The organism is Paenibacillus violae (assembly GCF_032461945.1).
Classification (GTDB): Bacteria; Bacillota; Bacilli; order Paenibacillales; family NBRC-103111; genus Paenibacillus_E; species Paenibacillus_E violae.
Map to the genome: position 1 here is coordinate 1,258,586 of NZ_JAWCUD010000001.1, position 21,379 is coordinate 1,279,964.

Here is a 21,379-nt window from a genome sequence, read left to right on the forward strand (position 1 = left end):
GCGGTTTTCTTTTTTTGAGATGAAACTGAAGAAGAGGCGGTAGAGGCATTTGGGAGGTTCGAATCTGTGGGATCCAGAGTGGGAGGTTTCAGAGGGTTTAGCCAGGAAATTCATCTCTAGCCAGTTTCCTCAGCTAGCGCATTTAACGATACATAAACTTGGTTACGGCTGGGATAATACCGTTTACCGCGTTGGTGATGAATTCGTTTTCCGTTTTCCAAGAAGAAAAGTGGCCATTGCCCCATTGCAAATGGAAGGCAAAATTTTACCGATGCTTGAGGCGTACATACCTATTCCCTATTCTAAACCGCTATTTTTTGGTGAAGGCGATTATGAATATCCGGCACCTTTTCTTGGATATCCTTATTTAATAGGCAAATTCCCTATTGGATTGACGGATGAGCAACGAACTTTATCAGCACCTATTCTTGCACGATTTTTAAAAAGACTTCATACTTTTCCCGTTCAACTTGCCGTAGAGAGCGGAATCCAATTTGACCATAGAAATCTGACCGATATAGCGTTACGAAAAGAGAAAATGCTAATTTTCCTGGCTGATCTTAGAGCTCATATCAGCGATGAAGATTATCAGGCAATGGCCGATTATTTGCATGAACTAAACACAGAACCAGTAGAACCAAGTCATATCTTTCTGCATGGTGATTTGCATTTTAAAAATATGCTTGTCGATGAGCAGGGGTTAATCTCTGGTATTATTGACTGGGGTGATATGAATATTGGCCACCCTGCCTGTGATCTGAATGTTGTTTATAGCTTTTTGCCTCCTGGTGCTCGTGCGAGTTTTTTTGCTGAGTATGGGGAAGTGGATGAAGAGACGAAGCGTTTAGCTCGTTTAATTGCTGTGTACATACCCATGTTGATCTGGATGCAGGCCATTGACGACCATGAGGCTGCAGTTGCCGAAGAGGCAAAAACAATAATTGCGCGTGCGCTCGCTGATGCTTAGCGCGTTTTCAAAGGAGAAATAATAACATGAGCCTTCAACTTACAACGGATATTTGCCGTCTATTTAAAATCAAATACCCCCTATTTTTGGCCGGAATGGCAGGGGTTCCAGGCACTGTGAATCTGGCAGCGGCCGTTTCCAATGCAGGGGGTCTCGGCACGATAGGAGCCGCGTATATGACACCGGACGCGATTCGAGTGGCCATCCGGGAGTTAAAGCAGTTGACGGACGCCCCCTTCGGAGTCAATCTGTTTGCTCTTCGAGTGCCTGACAACAACACGAGAACACAAGTTGTTCAACAGGAGCTTAACAAGGTGCGCGGCCAACTTGGCATTGCGGAAGCCACTGGGGAGAACGTCAGCACGCCTGATTATTTCGAAGAGCAAATCGCTGTATTGCTGGAAGAGCAGGTGCCTGTCATTAGCACAGCTTTCGGCGTTCTTTCAGAGTCTCTTAGGCAGAAGGCCAAATCGGCTGGCTTACGTATCGTGACGATGGTCACGACCGTGCAAGAAGCTATCTTGGCTGAACAGGCGGGTTGCGATGCGATTGTAGCTCAAGGCAGCGAAGCAGGGGGCCATCGTGGAACCTTTGACATAACGAGCCATCCGATGGGAGCCAATATTGGCACCATGGCATTGGTACCGCAGATCGTGGATCAAGTTCGGATTCCTGTTATTGCCGCTGGGGGCATCATGGACGGACGTGGTCTCGTTGCCGCGCTTGCCCTTGGTGCCCAAGGTGTTCAGATGGGAACACGGTTCCTGACCGCTTATGAATCAGGTGCGAATGTGGCGTACAAGGAAGCGCTCTTGAAAAGTACGGAGGAAAGCACCGTTATCACCAAGGCATTCTCAGGCCGCCCTGCGAGAGGCATTGTAAATTCATTTATTCGGCAATGGGACGAGACTGGCGTTGAACCGTTGCCGTTTCCTACACAGAATACGATAACAAGAGATATTCGAAATGCTTCGGCTGACCAGAAGAATGCGGAATATATGTCTTTATGGGCAGGACAAGGGACAAGAATGTTGACGGACGGGGAGAAAGCCGGGGATCTCATCGCGGAGATCATGCAGCAGGCGAGTTCGATTCTCAAGTAAAATGAAACTAAGAAGCAATTGGCGGGGAAGCTGCCGATTGCTTCTTTTTGCTTTTAGATCGATGAACTTCCGAGCCGGTATTGTCCGGGCGTGGTGTTCTCAAATTTTTTAAACACTTTGAAAAAATGCCGCGGATTTTCATAGCCAACGAGTTCAGCGATAGTATTGATCGGCCAGTCAGGATGATCCTGCATGAACTGCTTGGCTTTGGTAAGCCGAAACGTATGTAAGTAGTGAAGGAAGGTGAGGTCCATCTCTTTGCGAAACAGCATGCTGATGTAATTCGGATGCATTTGCACATGGTCGGCAACCACATCGAGAGATAAATCCAACTTATAGTTTTGTTCGACAAAGGAAACGATTTTATCGATAGCCTGCGTATGTGGCTGACTGTGTTCAGGACGCCGCTCAAAGGGGAGGAGTTGTCCTGTAAGTTTCGAGTGATTTGCGACATCGAACATGGTGCCGACTTTTTGGTTGTGATCGCTAACAAGACTGAGAACCAACTCGCGAAGTCTGATGTGCTGGTGATCACAGTCAGACAAATGAAGGTGCAGGGCCTGCATTTCCTTTGCGATTTGTTCGAGAGCAATCATGCGATCGCTCTCTTGGGCAAGAGCCAATTCATGCCCCATACGTTCAGCATCTCTTCGATAGAAGCTGATGCTGCAGTTGGCGAAGTGCCGGTTAAACAGCATGGAAGCCACCGCTTCCATGTACAGTTCCCGCAAGTTATCTATATCCATTTTTCTACCGCTACCGCCAATGGCAAGTCCGATGTATGGCGTGCTTTTGCTCTCTAACAGATCACCACAGGCAACCTGCAGCTCTGCCTCTGTTGGCACATGCATCCCGTTAAGGATAACCACAGTTTGCCGTAAAAATCGGGATTGAAAAGAATAAGCCTTGAACGGCATCTCGGAAAGTTGGTTACACAGCTGCTTCAGGCGTTCAGCTGTCAACATCGGCGTATTTTCATCGGGTTGAAAGACAAGCATTGTCACAAACGGATCAGGAAGAAGGGTGTGCAGCTGCTCCGGCTTGAGCGGCATGTCCTCATAGGGCATATCATAAAGGAGATGTTCCTTCAGCATCAGCAGGTCATGTTCTCTCATTTGGCGCTGTTCGATCCGAATCGTCTGTTCAACTTTTTCGAGTACGCCGACCAGTTCGACTTTATTAATTGGTTTTAATAAATAGTCAACGACTTGGTAACGCAGCGCTTGTCTAGCATACGCAAAGTCATCATAACCGGTAATAATAACGAAGCGGTTGCCAAAATGTTGCGCTTGCACTTCTTTAATAAGCGCGAGCCCGTCCATTTCAGGCATATGAATATCCGTTAGGATCAAATCGGGCTGAAAGGTTGCCAGCTTGTGCAGCGCGTCAATGCCATCGCTTGCTCCGACAATCTCGGTAAAAGAGGTGTTCGCTTTCTCAATCATACGGATAATGCCATTCAATAGGATCGGTTCGTCATCGACAACCATTAGCTTCATTGTGCTGCCCCCTTGCCTAATTTGAGTAAACAAGTCGTTCCCTCGTTAAGTTTACTCTTGATCTGGGTACCTGAACCTTCGCCAAAAAACATTTTGATGCGTTCACTGACATTTACGATGCCGAGTCCGCCTCCGCCACTCTGCAGGTGAGAAGCATCCATTTTACCATTTAAAACCCCTTGAACCCGTGCCAATCGATCCTCCACAATACCCGCACCCGTATCGCTTACAGAAATGAACATGAACGCAGCATCTTCCCAAATGCGAATGGTGAGCGCAACTTGTTTTCTTACGGTAGCAATCCCATGGACGATACTATTTTCAATAATTGGCTGCAAAATATAGTGGGGACAGATAAAATGATCAATTGCTGCGTCAATCATGAAACTTACTTGCAGCCGGTCACCGAGCCTGATCTGCTGGATTTTGATATAGTCTTTGACATTTTCAACCTCTTCTTTCAAGGTTGTTTCACTTTTCGATCCCGATAAACTGTAGCGGAACAACTTGCCTAACGTATAGGACATTTCGGCCGCTTCCGGATCATCATTAGCTTCTGCGATCATACGTATGGATTCAAGCGTATTGTAGAGGAAATGAGGTTTGATTTGCGCTTGCATCATTTGATAGGCGGATTCTTTCCTCAGCATTTCAGAGCGGTGCACGGTATTGACCAGTTCGTCCATTCGCCGGATCATCGCATTGTAAGAGGAGGTCAGATGCCCAACTTCATCTTTATTAATTTCTCCTACGTACAGGGGGAAGTGGTTTTCATCGACACGCCGCATATGCTTGGAAAGCTTCAAAATCCGTTTCGTAATCGAACTTGCGATCAGGTAGTACATTCCGGATAGTGTCAATAATAGGATCGTTACAATCATCACAAGTACATATTTGTTTTTCTTGATCCCGCTAAAGACATCATCTACTTGCTCCATCATAACAAAATGCAGCTTCAAACTGTCAGCATAAAAGGATTCAATCAACATTTTATTTCCGCCTACAGTTTGATAAAAGTACTTCATGTTCGTTTGGAAGGCGTCGTCCAATATCGCTTTTTCTGAAACTTTATTTAGTGGAATTTTCTCAATGCGCGAGATGACTTGGTGATCCTGATCAAGCACATAAAGATTGCTTTTGCTATTCAAATTTAACGATTCAAACAGTGGTTTAATTAGCTTGGAGGTAACTTTAATATCGAGAAGACCGATGTCCTGCTCAAAATTCCGATTCCCTATTTTGTGAACATAATGGAGGTCGATGTTTGGATCCGATACGTTGCTGAACGTTACCCATTTCCCTACACCTAGCGGAAGCTTTCGGATGCCTTCTCCTAATTTGAATTCATCCATTCTGGCCATTTCCGGTCGGAAAATCATCCCATTTTGCTGTTCCATGTAAATCGTCATCCCATCAATCATTCGATTGGATGACAGGATATAGGAAAATAAAGGGCGAATATAGGTCAAGAAGTTGGAAACTTGCTCAAAATCTGTGCGATAATTCCCACTTAAATAGGCGATCGTATTGGAATTGTTTTGGAATAGTTGATAAGCGGACTCGATCTGCACTGTGCTGATACTTATATTATTTAACACTTGATTCACGATTTTTTGTCTGCCTTGTGCGTATTCTTCCAGGAAACTATTATAGTTCTGATTATAAAGGAATAGGCCGAACGAGATGATCGGAACAAAGATGATCACGATGTAGCCTATCGCCATTTTTTTTACAATAGACAAATTCTGATAGTTGAAAGCAAGCTTCTTTGGAATGAGACACACCACCTTATGAATGGACAGTTCATCTTAAAAATGATCCCTATAAATTTGTTCGACAGTCCATTATGATAGTCCTTGTAAGCGCTTAAACAAATGAGACATTTAAATGCATCTTGGAGGGAGAGTTACCATGAGTATAGCATTGAGAATGGTAAGGAAAAACTGGCAGCTCTATCTAATTATTCTGCCGTCACTTCTATATTTGCTTATTTTTAAATATGTACCGATGGCTGGCGTGCAAATTGCTTTTAAAAATTATGTCGTAACCAAAGGGATTTGGGGAAGCGATTGGATTGGCTTCAAACATTTCATTGAATTTTTCCGGCTGCCGATTTTCTGGCGAATCATTAAAAACACAGCTCTCTTAAGCCTATACTCGCTAATTGTAGGTTTTCCTGCGCCTATCATTCTTGCATTAGCTTTAAACGAGTTAAGAAATGGCGTGTTTAAACGGGCCGTACAGCTAGTCACATTCGCGCCTTATTTCATTTCCACCGTTATCATGGTGTCGATTATCATGCTGTTCCTTTCGCCACAACTTGGATTTGTCCATCTATTGGCCGATAAATTCGGTTTTCCAGCCGAAAATATAATGTCAAAGCCGGAGTATTTCAAAACGGTCTATGTGCTCTCCGATGTCTGGCAGTTTACCGGTTATGCTTCGGTTATCTATATTGCGGCTTTGGCCGGGGTAGATCCACACTTATATGAGGCGGCGAAAGTGGACGGCGCATCACGCTTCCAGCGGATGATCCATATCGATTTGCCGAGTCTTATGCCGACGGCTGTGATCTTGCTTATTTTGAATGCAGGGCAAATCATGAACGTAGGGTTTGAGAAAGTGTATCTGATGCAAAATGCGATCAACGTTGGGGCTTCCGAAGTCATTTCGACCTATGTATACAAAATGGGGTTAGTCGGAGCGAACTTTAGTTTCTCCGCAGCGGTCGGACTATTTAATGCCGTCGTGAACTTGCTGCTGCTCATCGTTGTTAATTATGTGGCAAGGAAAAATTCCGAGACAAGTTTGTGGTAGGAGGCAGTGTAGATGATGAATTCCGAACAAGCCTTAGCGTTAAAATCAAGAAAATCAACGACTCGCATCGTTGAAAGCAGTATAGATCGTGTTTATCTGTTCTTCGTCTATCTGTTTTTGATCATTTGCTTAGTCATTGTAGCGTATCCCTTAATTTACATCGTTAGCTCATCTTTCAGCTCATCATCCGCTGTTATTTCTGGCAAGGTGTGGCTTCTCCCTGTTGAGCCGACACTACGAGGTTATCAAGCCGTATTTCAGAACCCGCAAATTTTGAAAGGCTACGGCAACTCTTTGTTCTATCTGGTCGTAGGGACCCTAATTAGCGTATCGTTGACAATTACCGCTGCTTATCCGCTTTCTCGTAAAAACTTTTATGGACGCAACGTGATTACGGCTTTGTTTGTTTTCACCATGCTTTTCAGCGGAGGTTTAATCCCTTATTATTTGACAGTAAAAGGACTGGGGATGCTTGATACGAGATGGGCCATGATTATCCCAGGTGCGATTTCCGTCTGGCAGGTTATTCTGGCGAGGACGTTTTTCCAAACGTCGATTCCTTCCGAGCTAACGGAGGCCGCACATTTGGATGGATGCAGCGACTTCAAATTTTTAACGCGAATCGTCATACCGTTATCTAAACCGATCATTGCCGTTCTAGTGCTTATGTATGCAATTGGCTACTGGAATTCTTATTTCGAAGCTTTAATCTTCTTGAAGAGCGCTAACTTATATCCGCTGCAGCTTATTTTACGTAACATCCTAATCCTGAACTCAATTGATCCTACAATGATTAAAGACGTCAGGGAACTAGCGGAGAGACAGGGCTTGAAGGAACTGCTTAAATATTCACTTATTGTCGTTGCAAGTGCGCCTGTTCTTATTCTTTATCCTTTTGTGCAAAAGCATTTTGTGAAGGGTCTACTGATTGGTTCTTTAAAAGGCTGATTCCTGGTGAAGGATGAAAGGCGGGATGCGAGGCAGCGGATAACTCCGGTTTGCCCCCACGAAGATGGATTGGCGAAGACAAACAAGGAGGGTTTGAGTATGGGGATGAAAAGAACCAATAGAACATGGAAATCGATAGCCCTAATCGTATTCATTACTACGTTTGTGGTCGGCTGCACATCGGGCAGCGGCGAGCCGAACAGCGCTACTCCGAATGGAGGCGGAAGTTCAGATGGAGGAAGCAACGTAAATTCAACGGGCTTTCCGATCGCCAAAAATAAAATCAACATGAGTGCTTTCGCGCCGCAATCGGCGAATATTGCTGATTTGAATACAAATTGGTTTACCAAATATTTGGAAGATAAGACGAATATTCATTTGAACTGGCAGCTTGTACCTGGCGAAGCAGCAGCCTTGAAAGAGAAAAAGCAGTTACTGCTGGCAAGTGGAGACTATCCTGATATTTTCATGTCAGGGGATCTTACGAAGGAAGAGCAGTTGTTATATGGTCAACAAGGTGTTTTGCTACCGCTGAATAAGCTGATCGATCAATATGCGCCAAATATTAAAAAAGCATTCAAAGATATTTCTTATCTTGAAAAAGCAATTACTGCGCCGGATGGCAACATCTATGCGATACCTTCAGTCAATGAATGCTATCACTGCCAATTCTCCGCCAAAATGTGGGTAAACTCGAAATGGCTGCAAAAGCTTGGGCTGAGTGCACCGAAGACAACGGACGATTTCTACAACATGTTGAAAGCTTTCAAGGAGAAAGATCCGAATGGCAACGGCAAAGCCGATGAAATCGCGTTCACCGGTTCGCCAACGGGCTGGCATACGGATATTGAAACCTTCGTCATGAACGCGTTTGTTTATTTTAATGCTGATAATAACTATTTCGTATTAAATGGCGGTAAGCTGGGAACAGCTGTTGACCAGCCAGGTTTCAAAAAAGGATTGCAATATTTGAATAAATTGTATTCGGAAGGCTTGATTGATAAGGAAGCATTTACGCAGAAATCAGATGCGCTATCACAGAAAGGGAACAGCCCTGACACAGCCATTGCAGGCGCAATTCCGGCAGGTTGGTTCGGTGAGTTCACCGATGCATCGCCGGCGGCAACTCGCCATAAGGACTATGATCCGATTGCTCCGCTAACGGGACCAGATGGAGCCTCGTTCACCGCGCACTATATCGGGATTGGAAATTCCGTATTTGCCATTACGAACAAAAACAAAAATCCGGAAGCAGCCATTCGTTTGGCGGATTATCTCTATTCGGATGAAGGTACGACGTTGTCCAACTTCGGAGAGGAAAACCGCAACTGGGTGAAAGCGGATGCGAATGATAAAAACACGCGTGGAACTGCCGCTAAGTTCAAGGTGAAAGAAACTTCTTACGGCGTTGGCCAAGTGCAGAACGACCACTGGAACCAAATGGGACCGAACCTTCGTTCAGCTGAATATCGTGAAACATCGTATGCTGCGAGCCAAGATATCTATACGATGGATGGATTGGAAACACGTTTGTACAAGGCCACGAAGGAATTGTACGAAGGGCATCAGCCGAAGGAAGAGTTCCCGACGGATATTTTCTTGACGAATGAACAAGCGAATCAGGTTAAGCAATTAAAGCCGATTATTACGGATTATGTGAAACAATCCATGCTGCAGTTCATTATGGGCGCCAAAAGCATCGATAAGGATTGGGACGCCTACTTGAAAGGTCTTAAAGATTCCGGTATGGATCAATTCATCCAAATTTACCAAGATGCTTACAATAAGGTGTATAAAAAATAACGGTAAACATTAGTGCAGATGTGAAAAAGGAGTTAAGCAGCTTACTATGCTTAACTCCTTTTTCTAGTTGATATTTACCCCTTGGAAGACATAATCCCATGTTGCATTCCGATTAGGGTCGGAAGGAACCTCCACGGCACAAACTCTTTCCATGCCCCAATCCAATAGCGAAACCACATTGGCGCCATCAACTGGACAGAGGATTAGGACGGTAAACTGGCCCTTTACCATTTCGGATAAAACCGTTTGCAACTCAACGGCTTGTTCATAATTGGCGGCCCATCTAACAAATAACATGGTTCGGCTAGTTTGCATCTTATCCAGCAATCTGTTTATTCGACGATTCATTTTTTCCAGATAAGAGGGGTATGTCATCGTCCAGTGTTGATTAGGGTCTATCGGAAAATCATGAACGGAAAGGATATTGTATAAAGTATCTTTTACAAAATGCGACTTTACGGACTGAATGGGGACTCCGTCATCTAATAAATGAGCAACGCCATCTATTAATTTCATATTGCTCAAATCCATGAAGTTATGGAATTTATTCTTCAACAAACGGTTTACATCAGAAAGGGAAAGAGATACATGCCAATCCAGCGGACCTGAAAACGTTCTCAACTGGTGACGTTTTAATTGAAGCGACGGATTGCAAGCACTGCCTAAACTAACGATTGCGTCATAGGAACCTTTTATTTCATACAATTTCAATGCCATTCCCTCCCTTGGAGTGCTCCTAATATACTAGATGATCTATGGTTTAACTTTGATTGGACATCTTAGTAGATAGGGCAATATAGGGGCGCACAGATTGCAGTGGCGATATAAATATATTTTTATACTTAACAAAAAAATGGTTTACAAAAACCAGGTTAAAGCATATATTTAAGTCAAAGTGTTTCCTTGGGCAAACTTTTTGTCCCAATGGAAACAAAATTTTTACTTAAAATGTTTCCTTAGTGCAAAATAATTGTAAACAAGCAATATTAATAGGGGAGGGTACAACAATGCTGCGTGACTCGAGTGATAAGATCTCAAGACGTAAACTTTTAAAGATGGGAGGTGCCGGGGCTTTTGCTGTAATTGGAGCTGCTTTATTAAATCCATCCACGTTATTTGGAAAGTCGACCTTAGTGGCGGATAAACATGACATTCATAAGGCGATGAAAGGGCAGCTGCACGAAGGCATGAAGCATGGCTATGTGCCAAGTAATGACGCTACCGAAGGATTTAAAGCCGCACAGAAGGCATTGACAGCATTTGATTATGGCAAGGTAAGTCAACTTCCCGATGGAAGAACATTGCGCGAGTATGAAATTACCGCCTATGAGAAAGAAGTTCAGATTGCCAAGGGCATTAAGTTCCCGGGATGGACTTTTAACGGCACAATTCCTGGCCCAACCATTCGTTGTACCGAAGGCGATGTCCTTCGTATTCATTTCGGAAATGCAACGAGCCATCCGCATTCCATCCACTTTCATGGCATGCATCCTACGAATATGGATGGGTTGGAAGCCGTCAATGCTGGCGATACTTTTACTTACGAATTTGAAGCCAAACCAGCCGGCATGCATGTGTATCATTGTCATGTTGCTCCGTTAGCAAGACATATTCATAAAGGACTATATGGGAATTTCATCATTGATCCGAAGAAACCAAGAGCTGCAGCCCGAGAATTCAGTATGGTCATGAACGGCTTTGATTTGGATCTCGATGGAGAAAACGAAATATACACGGTAAACGGGTATGCTTTTGCTTATCAACAAGAACCAATTAAAGTGAAGGTCGGAGAACTTGTACGTATTTATCTCAGTAATCTGACGGAGTTCGATCTGATCAATTCTTTTCACCTTCATGCGAACTTTTTCAACTATTACGCAACCGGCGCGGACCCTGAGGCTCGTCCTCAATTTACGGATACGATCATGCAATGCCAAGGGGAACGCGGTATTCTGGAAATCGTGTTTCCATCCTCCGGGAAATATATGTTTCATGCCCATCAAAGTGAATTTGCGGAGCTTGGTTGGATGGGCTTCTTCATAGCTGAATAAGAAAGGAGGTAATCGCTCAATGAGTTACACAGATCAAAGGGAAACCAAGACGTCATCCATTTCATTAAAAGCTATCTTATGGGGAATTCTCCCGCTCATTTTGTTAATTGCCATCATCGCTACGATTGCTAAAGTTGGTACTGGCATAGAGAGTGAGCCTGCTGCGCCGATTGAAGTTGTGAACGTTGAGAAGATCACGCTGAATGAGGATGGCATTCAAGTGAAGGTTCTCAACTCAGGACCTGAGGAAGTTACGATTGCTCAAGTCGTTGTTGATGGAGCTTTCTGGAATGCAGAGTTTTCACCGACCGACACGTTGCAACGATTCGAGAGAGGGACAATTCATATTCCCTACCCGTGGGTGCAAGGGGACCCGCATGAAATCAAATTAATCACGTCCAATGGATTGATTTTCACAGGTGAGGTTGCAGCAGCATCAGCTACGCCAACTCCGTCAGGAAAGCTTTTTGTTCAATATGCCTTAATTGGATTTTATGTCGGTGTCATTCCTGTGGGGTTAGGTCTGCTATGGTACCCCTTCTTACGCCGGTTTTCGGTGAAAGGTATGCATGTGATTCTTTCCTTGACGATAGGACTCTTATTTTTTCTTGTCATTGATACATTCGAGGAAGGGTTTGAAATGGCAGCCGCAGCTCCTGATGTGTTCCAAGGTACTGGATTAGTATGGTTTGGCGCACTGCTCAGCTGTTTATTCTTGATCGCCGTTGACCAGTCAAATGATCGCAAATTAAGCAGCAAAACGCTTGAGGGAAGCAGAGTGTCCCGGAAAATCGCCACAGGCATCGGTTTGCATAATTTCGGTGAAGGCCTTGCCATTGGATCCGCATTTGCTGTCGGAGAGGCAGCTTTGGGAACTTTCTTGATCATTGGTTTTACCCTTCACAATATTACAGAAGGTGTAGGGATCGCTGCTCCATTGCTTAAATATCGTCCTAGCTGGAAGACTTTTGTTACATTAGCTTTAATCGCGGGCGGGCCAGCCATCATCGGAACTTGGGTCGGTGGATTCATATTTAATGATACTTTGGCGGCTTTATTCTTCGGAATCGGCGCTGGCGCTATACTTCAAGTCATTTATGTTATTTCCAAAATGATCCTCAAAGAATCTCAAAAGCGCAGTTTGTCACCTGTTTCTTGGTTGAATTTTGGCGGGGTGTCGGCAGGGATTCTCATTATGTATATCACAGCGCTTATGGTAAAATTTTAATAAATGAAGGGTAGAAGGTAGGTGTTATCATGCTTTCAGGCATTGGTGTTTCAGGTGTTATCATCATTGCAGTAGTGGCTTTATTACTATTCGGACCAACGAAACTGCCTCAATTGGGTCGTGCGTTCGGTACTACAATCAAGGAGTTTAGACAAGGAACGAAGGGATTATTAGAAGAAGACACCAAAGAGAAACCAAAAAGCGAGTGAAGAGTAAGGCTGATCCTCAATAAGGGGATTGGTCTTTTTTTCATGAAAAAGTTAAAATGAGGAGGTACCGTAGTGAAAGTAAAGGACCGATGATCAGGATGAAGATTCAGTTTGAAGGTATGACAATTGAGTTTCATGTCGTATATGGGGTTAGAAAAAAAATATCGATTCACATCGAACCCACAGGCTACATGACAGTGAAAGCACCTAATGATACAAGCCAGGAAACCATTATGAATGCTGTAAAACAATATGGCAAACAGATTGTAGAGAAATTAAAGCTTATAGAGAAATTAAAAGAAACTGTTGGAACAAAAGAGTATCAAGAGGAAGGGAAGTTCCTTCATCTTGGAAAGTATCATTTTCTCCATGAGTTAATTGATACTACCGGGCTTAATGAGGAAGAGTTGAAAATAAATCTTAAGAAGTTCTATTTCTCAAGCTGCAAGAAAATCATTGCCGAACGCATCAAGATTTATCAAACGCAATTAAAGGTAAAACCGAAGGTGATTGAAATCGAGGAGTCCAAAACCAAATGGGGAAGCTGCAGCTCCGACAAAAAATTAACTTTTAATTACCGTTTAGCTATGGCTCCAATAGATGTGATTGATTATGTCATCATCCATGAGTTATGTCATCTCACCCATATGAATCATGATCGCTCCTTCTGGAGGCGCGTAGGGAGCGTGATGCCCGATTACAAGGAGAAGGAAGAGTTCCTGGCCAGATATGGACAAGCTATGACGCTCTAGGAAATTTCGCAGAAGTAAACTGTCGTCCGAACGTAATCGGCGTCAGTTTTTTTTGTTTTTGTACTCGAAATAAGTGCCTTTTCACCCACTTACATAAAAAGGGAGGATAATTGTAAAAAAGCTCGGGATATTACAAATCTATATTTTTAAAAATATGATAAGTTAAAAACACGCAGCAAGAAAGGGGAAGGAGGTAACGCGGTGTGCGTCACTAGGCAACGAGGCTGCTGGCTTTGTTTCTTGCATTAACTCGGAGCGTTAGCAGAATATCCACGGAGTAGAAACGAATATGAGAATAGGAGATTACCGATGAAAAAAGTAATAGGGATACTTATGGCTTTTATCTTATTTGCCTGTACGATCAATTTGCCTATGAATGCTCGTGCTGCAGATCCAATTTCGGATGGACATGGATTAATGGGGGATTTCTTTAAATGTGTGCCGAATCCTGATAATCGAACAGATATCACCGTATTCAAATTCGATGATCTGCGTGGATCAAGAGCTATTGGCAATCTGAATGGGGATTCATTTAGTAGTATTTTTAATCAATTTTCTGGAACACCTGATTATAATACAGCTCGTTTTACAGGTACAATAGTTCCTGCATACACAGAAGATTATACCTTCCATATGGTTGGTGACGATGGGTTTCGGCTTTGGGTTAATGGGCAGTTGATCATTGATTTCTGGCAGCAAACTTGGGAAAAACCGCAAGATAGCGTTCCTATCTCTTTGGAGGCCGGTAAACACTATGATATCAAAGTTGAATATTTACAAGGTTGGGGCGGTACTTGGCTCAAGATGGAATGGGAAAGTGCAAGTCAGCAGCGACAAATCGTTCCTGAATCAGCCCTTTACTTGCCGGCAGACCGTACGTTGGTAACAAAAAAAAGCGAGTTAACAGCAGAAATTCAAAAGTTGGATTATTTAGCCGACAATTTTGGAGATAAAGTAACTGCAAGTGATCGAACCAATCTCCAGACTGCGAAACAAACGGCTGAAGAGCTGCTGAATACGATTGATGGCGCACAAATGAATGACCGTGATAAGGTTGAAGCGCTAATTCAAGGAATTGAAAACGTATCCATCGCTCGTTCCGCATTTATGAAAGAAATGGGTGTCACAAGTTCATCTTTACATAACAAATTTAACAATCCGCTTTATCAAGGGCAGGACCCCTTTGTAACTTACAAAGACGGCTATTATTACTTCGTTTCTTCTAGTAACCTAGATTCTGAGAATAAAGTGTATGTATCCAAATCCCGGACCCTCACAGACCAAGGGGAAAAGAAGCTGGTTTTTGATTCGCAAGGAACACAAACGCGGATTTTTGCTCCGGAAATCTTCTTCTTTGACGGCAAATGGTATATTTACTACTGTGCCGACTTGAAAGCTTACGATTACAAGCACATGGCGACCGTTCTGCAATCCGTTACGGATGATCCTCAAGGGGCTTATGTTGACAAAGGTGCTCTTTATGCGGGTGAAAATGGTGTCTATAAGCAAGCGAACGATTTTACGGTTTTTGAAAATAAAGGGAAGCTCTACGCCGTCTGGGGTACTTTAGGCTCCGGAGAACCAATCGGTCCGGCAATTGCTCCAATGGATAATCCTTACACCATCACCGTTGACCGGTCATTTTTGCCTGGCGGAGGCGGGGAAGGTCCTCGTGTCTTGCAGCGTGACGGCAAAGTGTTCATCACGATGTCCGAGGGTGACTATGCATCAGACGGTTACCGGTTATCTTATTTTATGAATACGGATGGAAACTTCTTAAACCCGAGTTCTTGGACGCGCAAGAATGATGTTTTCGTATCCACAAGTGATGTATCAGGACCAGCTCGAGCAAGCTTTGTAAAATCCGTAGATGGTACGGAAGATTGGATGGTTTATCATTCACGGGTGTATCAAGATACAGGGCGTAACTGGTGGCGTCAGGTCAATATTAAAAAATTCGGTTGGAATGCCGATGGTACGCCAAACTTTGGTACACCTGTTTCTCCGAATGAGTGGCAAAACCTGCCTTCAGGCGATTTGGGACAAGGAGATATGTATCAAGCCGAAGATGCTGTTCTGTTAGGTGATATCACGAAAGAAAATAGCCATTTGAACTTCCAAGGAACGGGATATATTCATTTGCCCAAGAAATCAGGGGCTGAAGCGAATTTTGTTGTCAATGCGGCTGAAGCAGGGGATTATATCGTAGGTGTAAGATACGCATATGGGGAACAAGTGAATGGGGAATCGACTACGAATCCTACCGTTCAATTGCCTTCAAGAGCAAAAATCAATGTCTATGTCAACGGTGCACATGTGAAGACGATTGCTCCGGACAAAACAGAGATTAGCTGGGATGAATGGTTTACAGGTTCTGAACGTTTGGCCTTACAAGCGGGTAACAATGTCATTAGTTACCGAATTGATGAAAGCAGTATCGGTAATGTCAATTTGGATTATTTAGCGATGTATAAGGCAGACGTACCAAATGTGACCGAGCCAACTGAACCGACTGAATTAACAGGAACGTTGACAGGTGTATCTCAAATTGCAGTTGGCAATAACTTTGATGTGAACTATGGACTGGCGCATGTTTCGACGAATTCGTCCGATGCTATCTTCGCACAGGATTTAACGTTCAGCTATGATGCGAATACCTTCCTTTTTGATTCAGCAAAATCACTGAAAACAGGTCTTGAAGTCGTTTCAGTGAATAAGGATGTGCCTGGAAAAGTACGTATTTTGTTGGCAAGCCTAGGCGCTGATCATGCCGTTTCCGCGGATGGAGGACTGCTTAAATTAACATGGAAAGCTCTTAAACAAACAGCTAGTGCAAGTATTCAGCTATCTTCCGTGCAAATCGCTAACTCAGCGGGTGTAGAGAGTTCACTGAACTCTGTTACACATAACGTGAAAGTTACTGGCACTGATGAACTGAACAAAGAAGCGTTGAATACATTAATTGCTCAAGCACAAGCAACTTTACAAGCAGCTGTTGAAGGTAGTGCACCGGGACAATACCCAACAGGTTCCAAAGCTACTTTGCAAGCAGCTATCAATACTGCCATTACGGTTGCCGCAAACGCGGTTGCGCAGGCGGAAATCGATCAAGCAACAAGCAGCTTGAATCAGGCTTTGCAAGCATTTACGAGCTCCGCAAATACCAGCCCTTCAGGAGACGTCAATGGAGATGGCAAAGTAACGGTCGGTGATATCGCAATTGCCGCTGCGAACTATGGTAAAACGGAATCAAGCCCAGATTGGAACTTGGTCAAGCAATTTGATTTAGTCAAAGATGGTGTTATTGATATTAACGATCTTGCGGTGATTGCTAGAGCTATGTTCGAATAAATGATAAGTAAGACCGTCAGGGAGCCTGGCGGTCTTTTTTTGGTTTGACGAACTTTTTTATATCGATTCAAGCGTTGATCCTATGTTAAAATAAGGAAACAAGTCAAAAAGAGAGGAAAACGGGATGAAGCGAATAGCAGAGGGAAGAACAGCCGAGATTTTCCAACATTATCATGAAAGCGTAATCAAACTTTACCGCAATGGTTTTCCGAAAGAGGCAATCATCTACGAATATGAGATCACGAAACAAGTTGCATCGCTTGGCATCTCTGTCCCGAGAGCAAACGAGTTCGTAGAGATTGATGGAAGAGTTGGCATTAGCTTTGAATACATTGAAGGGAAGCCGCTCCTTCAGAAAATGGTAGAGCATCCACAAGAGCTGGATGATTTTTCAGAAATGCTAGCTGACATGCATGTCACGCTTCATCGTTGTGAAGTCCCTGCCGATGAGAGGGGCAAGCCTTTTCGCAAACAAAAGGAAGTGCTAGCATATAACATTCATCAAGCTCCTCAGCTTTCAACGGATGAAAAAAATGCCATCCTTCAAATGCTTGAAGTCCTGCCTAACGGCAACCGTGTTTGCCATGGTGATTTTCATCCGGATAACGCCATGGTCGGGGAGAAAAGGTGGATCATTGATTGGATGACGGGGATGAGTGGCCATCCTGCCGGGGATATTACACGCACTTTGCTTTTATTCCGATATGGTACACTCCCAGAGGCTGCTCCGAGCCATGTGAAGGATCAACTTCAAGCAATGAGAAAAAGGATGGGGGAAGTGTACTTAACTTATTATCTTGCCCATTCCAATCTACGATTGGACGAGATCGATCATTGGATGTTGCCGGTTGCTGCAGCTAGATTAACAGAATGGATTCCCGAAGAGGAGAAAGAACAGCTGAGGTCAATGATAAGAGATCGCTTAAAGCTGAGAGAATAATCAGTCCATCGGTGTTAATTTCAAATTGAAAACGAGGTGCTGGCTGTTATGTGGAACCCGGATCACTATTTTAAACATCTGTACGATCGTGTAACGCCATCCGAAAAGTTTCAAGCAAGTTCACAGGAGGAATGGCTGAACTGGAATGAGCGTTTACGTCCGCGTTTTGTTGAGTTGTTAGGTGGTTATCCAGCGAAGATTCCCGAACTTGGTCTCGAGCTTTTGGAATCTGTGGATTGTGGCACGTATACAAGAGAAAGAATTCAAATTCAGACGTATCCTGACCTCTACATGCCCGTTTACGTACTTATTCCGAAAGAACGCGAAGAGCAGGCGGGAGCCATTATAGCCTGTCATGGACATGGATATGGCAGCAAGGACATTGTGGGTCTAACGATAGAGGGTGAGGAAAAAACAGGAGACAAGGGCTATCAGAAAGATTTCGCCGTAGAGCTTGTCAATAAAGGCTTTATCGTTGTTGCACCAGAATTGTTAGGCTTTGGTGATCGTAAGTTGAGCGGTGAAAAGCAGGATGCAAACTCATGTCACAGTCTATCTACATCCCTCTTGGCAATGGGTCAAACGATGGCTGGCTATCGTGTGTTTGAAGCTCTACGATGTGTAGATTATCTACTCACTCGTGATGATATAGATGCCGCTAGGATTGGATGTATGGGGATTTCCGGAGGGGGACTTGTCTGCTCATTCGCTGCGGCCATTGATAATCGCATAACGGCAGCTGTCGTAAGTGGGTATGCGAACACTTTTCAAGCTAGTATTCTTTCCATTCATCACTGCATAGACAATTATGTGCCTGGTCTGTCACTTGTAGCTGAGATGCCGGATCTTATCGGCTTGATTGCTCCTAGGCCACTTCTCATTGAATCAGGGAAAGACGACCCGATTTTTCCTGTACACGCAACCATGGAGGCATATGAGCAGATTCGCTGCATTTATCAGATTTTAGAGGCAGAAGAGAGATTAACCTTAGATCTTTTTGAGGGCACTCATGAGATTTCGGGTAAAGTGGCTTACGATTGGTTTGAACGAGTTTGGGCATGAGCTTCCTGGGAATCTGAAAGAGAAGAATAGCAACTTTTTCCACTTCATAGCGTCATAATTAGCAAGGGTTTGTATGCGCTATCATTAGTTCTTTTTTAATTACAAATTGAACGTAAGAAGGATGGATGACTATGTATACCTTTGGTTGGTGCAGTGAGATTCAACAGGCTGAGAAATTGAAGGATTTGGGTTTTGATTACATAGAATGTGCGCTAGTTTCTTTAAATTTGGAAAATGAAACGGAATATGCGGCTAGATTGCCTTTGTTCATGAATAGCCCGCTTCCTGTTCGGGCATTTAACATTTTTTTCCCTGGCGATCTAAAAGTTGTTGGACCAGAGGTAGATCAGGAGCGTCTCCAACGTTATATACACAAAGCGGCTAAGGCGCTAAATCAAGTCGGAGCCAAAAATGTCGTTCTGGGGAGCGGAAGATCGCGTAACATTCCCGAAGGTTGGGAACGAAACCGTTCAGAGGAGCAGTTCATGCAACTGTTGTCATGTATCGGTGAAGAATTTGCCGGGACTGGCGTAACGTTGGTGATTGAACCGTTAAATAAAAAAGAGACTAACCTCATTAACAGTGTCTCCGAAGCTGTTCGTTTCGCGAAACAAGTAAATCACCCGTCTGTTCGGGTATTGGCGGATTTTTATCATATGGATGAAGAGAAAGAATCGCTTCAAACGCTAATCGACAACAAAGCATGGCTGCAACATATCCATTTAGCGGATACAGGTCGATTCTCACCGGGAACAGGTCAGTATCCCTATGAACAGTTCGTAACAGCGCTGAAAGCTTCGGGCTATGAAGGAATGATTTCTGCGGAATGTACAGTCCGAGATCCCGAAACAGATCAGCGTGACAGTTTAGCTTTTATGAAACGAGTATTTGCTTACTAAGAAACCAATAGCGTTCACTCACTTATTGGGTGAACGCTATTGTTCCTTGTTAATTAGCGATGCAGCTACCCATCTCTTGCCTACAAGCCAGATCATTAATCCTGTGCCCCAAAGAATCAGTGAGGATCCAAAACCGACAACGAGCCACCATGTAATGACGGGATGCCCGTCAAGCACTGCATGTTCAGGAACAAACAGAAGGGTAACAATCGCAAGCAAGGTAAGAAGTGTTCCTGTTACATAGTGAGCTTTGATCTGAAACAACGGTGCGAGCGGAATGAAATGAACACCTACGATAATGGCCATTACGGGAAAAAGCAGATTAAAATGGTTTGCAGTGGTGCATATGGCGCTAGCGACTCCAATTGCCGCACCCTCTATGGTGAAAATGATACCAAACCACATCCACACACGTCTCCAGCGGCGTGTATCGGAATCGGCTGGTTGTGATAATTGCTTGGAGGCAACAAGCAGCGAAATGCCGCTTGAGAGCAGCGTTACACCAACGAGTACAGCCGTGATGATCAGCCAAGTGGAACCCCAGCCCTGAAGCCCGCCAATCCCGATCCCTGCCCAAAGCATGCCGAATAACGCCATGAAAATAACACCCAGTGATGATCCCCGAACAGCTGCTCTTGGGACTGTTGAAGTCGTGTGTCTCATATTCACAAACTTCCTTTCTGCATCCTGTTAGATGATTTTAACTGAAGGAGGAGAGAAAATGAATTTATTTTTTCGTGATAATTTCTTTAATGCAGGTTTTACGGAGATTTTGGACAACGAGGAAAAAAACATGGGGCATCTGGATTTAAAGAGCTCCTTTGGTTCGGCAATCGATGTGTATGGCGTAGATGATCGGCTGCTCTACAAAGGAGGATTTCCGTTCTTGTCTGGAAAATGGGAGGTTTCGCATCCGGGTGGGAATTTGGCCGGTGTTCTGCGAAGCCGATTTGCCATGTTTTCCAAAAAATTCACGTATGAAACGCAAGGGAGAGGCAGCTATGACATCACCTCCCCGGCATTTTCAAAAGAATATGAAATATCCGATTCCTCAGGCGTGCTTGTCGCTCATTTCGAGAAAATAAACGGATGGTTTTCTTCAGGAGCATTTACACTGAGAAACCAATCTGCGGAATTGGATAGTTATGAACTAGTGGCTGTCATTATGGGCATGCATGCGATTCAAAAAAGGCAGGACGCCAGCCATGCCTCCCATTAAGGCATAGCCAATCTTTCTATTTTAATAAAGTGAATCTGTAAGGAGCCGAAAAATACTCTTCCTTGATTGTATTGTAGTTCACATATGTACCCATAAGTTCGTGATATCGATTGCAGCTCTTTGAAACCTGGGAGCATTTTAACTAAAGTTGTAATTTGTTGAATGACGTGATTTGGCAGATGCGTGAACATCCTTGTATGGATGCCGTCGACGACGGATATAAAACTGGGAAATGTGGTTTTGTTGAAGTGCGAAAGTTTAGCGCTATCCTGGGCAATTTCCAATATTTCCTTGTTCAGGCGATTTAAATTAATGGTGATGTTCTTGTAAAAATAAATGCCAAATCCGATTCTGTTCGTTATAGGGTTGATGCGTTTTTTCCACTTTAACACCGTTGCTTCGAGATAAGTCTCCAGCTGATCAGCAAATGACCGCTTATGAAATAGGGATTTGAAAAATTTCCTCATGATTATTCTCCTTCGTATAGCAAAGTTGCCTTGGATTTGACGTAAGCATGTCGTGTATTGTTCA

The 21,379-nt window shown here is 43.8% G+C and carries 19 protein-coding genes; 14 read left to right on the forward strand and 5 right to left on the reverse strand.

From position 1 onward, the window contains the following. The first annotated feature begins 49 nt into the window (after positions 1-49). A complete protein-coding gene (locus tag RQP52_RS05685; protein ID WP_315949990.1) occupies positions 50-967 on the forward strand; it encodes a phosphotransferase in 918 nt (305 codons plus the stop codon). Positions 968-993: 26 nt separating this feature from the next. Further along, positions 994-2,070: an NAD(P)H-dependent flavin oxidoreductase gene (locus tag RQP52_RS05690; protein WP_315949991.1), complete on the forward strand. Its 1,077-nt coding sequence runs from the start codon at positions 994-996 to the stop codon at positions 2,068-2,070. A 53-nt stretch (positions 2,071-2,123) separates the two neighbouring features. Here RQP52_RS05690 and RQP52_RS05695 read toward each other — a convergent pair whose 3' ends face one another. Continuing rightward, positions 2,124-3,569: a response regulator gene (locus RQP52_RS05695; protein WP_315949992.1), complete on the reverse strand. Its 1,446-nt coding sequence runs from the start codon at positions 3,567-3,569 to the stop codon at positions 2,124-2,126. After that, on the reverse strand, positions 3,566-5,311 hold the full coding sequence (locus tag RQP52_RS05700; RefSeq protein ID WP_315949993.1) for a sensor histidine kinase: 1,746 nt from the start codon (positions 5,309-5,311) through the stop codon (positions 3,566-3,568). Before RQP52_RS05700 ends, RQP52_RS05695 begins: the two co-directional genes overlap by 4 nt. A 169-nt stretch (positions 5,312-5,480) precedes the next feature. Between RQP52_RS05700 and RQP52_RS05705 the strand changes: the two genes are divergently transcribed. The 3 genes from RQP52_RS05705 (at position 5,481) to RQP52_RS05715 (ending at position 9,137) form a co-directional block, all read left to right on the forward strand. Further along, a complete protein-coding gene (locus RQP52_RS05705) occupies positions 5,481-6,386 on the forward strand; it encodes an ABC transporter permease (protein ID WP_157326415.1) in 906 nt (301 codons plus the stop codon). A gap of 12 nt (positions 6,387-6,398) precedes the next feature. Further along, positions 6,399-7,334: a carbohydrate ABC transporter permease gene (locus RQP52_RS05710; RefSeq protein ID WP_315949994.1), complete on the forward strand. Its 936-nt coding sequence runs from the start codon at positions 6,399-6,401 to the stop codon at positions 7,332-7,334. Between the two features lie 99 nt (positions 7,335-7,433). Further along, complete coding sequence (locus RQP52_RS05715; protein WP_315949995.1) at positions 7,434-9,137, forward strand: ABC transporter substrate-binding protein; 1,704 nt, start codon at positions 7,434-7,436, stop codon at positions 9,135-9,137. Positions 9,138-9,200: 63 nt separating this feature from the next. Here RQP52_RS05715 and RQP52_RS05720 read toward each other — a convergent pair whose 3' ends face one another. Next, positions 9,201-9,854, reverse strand: a complete 654-nt coding sequence (locus RQP52_RS05720) for a DUF1796 family putative cysteine peptidase (protein ID WP_315949996.1) — start codon at positions 9,852-9,854, stop codon at positions 9,201-9,203. Between the two features lie 290 nt (positions 9,855-10,144). Here RQP52_RS05720 and RQP52_RS05725 point away from each other — a divergent pair, with 290 nt between their 5' ends. From RQP52_RS05725 to RQP52_RS05760, 8 genes are all read left to right on the forward strand, one after another. Next, complete coding sequence (locus RQP52_RS05725; protein WP_315949997.1) at positions 10,145-11,188, forward strand: multicopper oxidase domain-containing protein; 1,044 nt, start codon at positions 10,145-10,147, stop codon at positions 11,186-11,188. 19 nt (positions 11,189-11,207) lie between these two features. Continuing rightward, positions 11,208-12,416 (forward strand): ZIP family metal transporter, encoded by a 1,209-nt coding sequence (locus RQP52_RS05730; RefSeq protein ID WP_315949998.1) that lies wholly within the window; start codon positions 11,208-11,210, stop codon positions 12,414-12,416. Between the two features lie 29 nt (positions 12,417-12,445). Further along, positions 12,446-12,625, forward strand: a complete 180-nt coding sequence (locus RQP52_RS05735) for a twin-arginine translocase TatA/TatE family subunit (RefSeq protein ID WP_315949999.1) — start codon at positions 12,446-12,448, stop codon at positions 12,623-12,625. 98 nt (positions 12,626-12,723) lie between these two features. Continuing rightward, positions 12,724-13,377: a M48 family metallopeptidase gene (locus RQP52_RS05740; protein ID WP_315950401.1), complete on the forward strand. Its 654-nt coding sequence runs from the start codon at positions 12,724-12,726 to the stop codon at positions 13,375-13,377. 309 nt (positions 13,378-13,686) lie between these two features. Continuing rightward, complete coding sequence (locus tag RQP52_RS05745; protein WP_315950000.1) at positions 13,687-16,728, forward strand: family 43 glycosylhydrolase; 3,042 nt, start codon at positions 13,687-13,689, stop codon at positions 16,726-16,728. Positions 16,729-16,852: 124 nt separating this feature from the next. Further along, on the forward strand, positions 16,853-17,668 hold the full coding sequence (locus tag RQP52_RS05750; RefSeq protein WP_315950001.1) for a phosphotransferase family protein: 816 nt from the start codon (positions 16,853-16,855) through the stop codon (positions 17,666-17,668). 48 nt (positions 17,669-17,716) lie between these two features. Continuing rightward, positions 17,717-18,730 (forward strand): alpha/beta hydrolase family protein, encoded by a 1,014-nt coding sequence (locus RQP52_RS05755; RefSeq protein ID WP_315950003.1) that lies wholly within the window; start codon positions 17,717-17,719, stop codon positions 18,728-18,730. A 125-nt stretch (positions 18,731-18,855) separates the two neighbouring features. Continuing rightward, the gene (locus tag RQP52_RS05760; protein WP_315950005.1) at positions 18,856-19,629 is read left to right on the forward strand and encodes a sugar phosphate isomerase/epimerase family protein; all 774 of its coding nucleotides are present in this window, start codon (positions 18,856-18,858) and stop codon (positions 19,627-19,629) included. Positions 19,630-19,665: 36 nt separating this feature from the next. Here the strand turns inward: RQP52_RS05760 and RQP52_RS05765 are convergent, their stop codons facing one another. Beyond that, positions 19,666-20,292, reverse strand: coding sequence for a hypothetical protein (locus RQP52_RS05765; protein WP_315950007.1), 627 nt, complete (start codon positions 20,290-20,292; stop codon positions 19,666-19,668). A gap of 58 nt (positions 20,293-20,350) precedes the next feature. On the opposite strand from RQP52_RS05765, the gene RQP52_RS05770 reads away from it, so the two are divergent. Next, positions 20,351-20,848 (forward strand): hypothetical protein, encoded by a 498-nt coding sequence (locus RQP52_RS05770; RefSeq protein ID WP_315950008.1) that lies wholly within the window; start codon positions 20,351-20,353, stop codon positions 20,846-20,848. On the opposite strand, the gene RQP52_RS05775 is transcribed toward RQP52_RS05770, so the two are convergent. Continuing rightward, complete coding sequence (locus RQP52_RS05775; RefSeq protein WP_315950009.1) at positions 20,845-21,315, reverse strand: hypothetical protein; 471 nt, start codon at positions 21,313-21,315, stop codon at positions 20,845-20,847. The two genes, RQP52_RS05770 and RQP52_RS05775, sit on opposite strands and share 4 nt — an antisense overlap. Positions 21,316-21,379 lie beyond the last annotated feature (64 nt).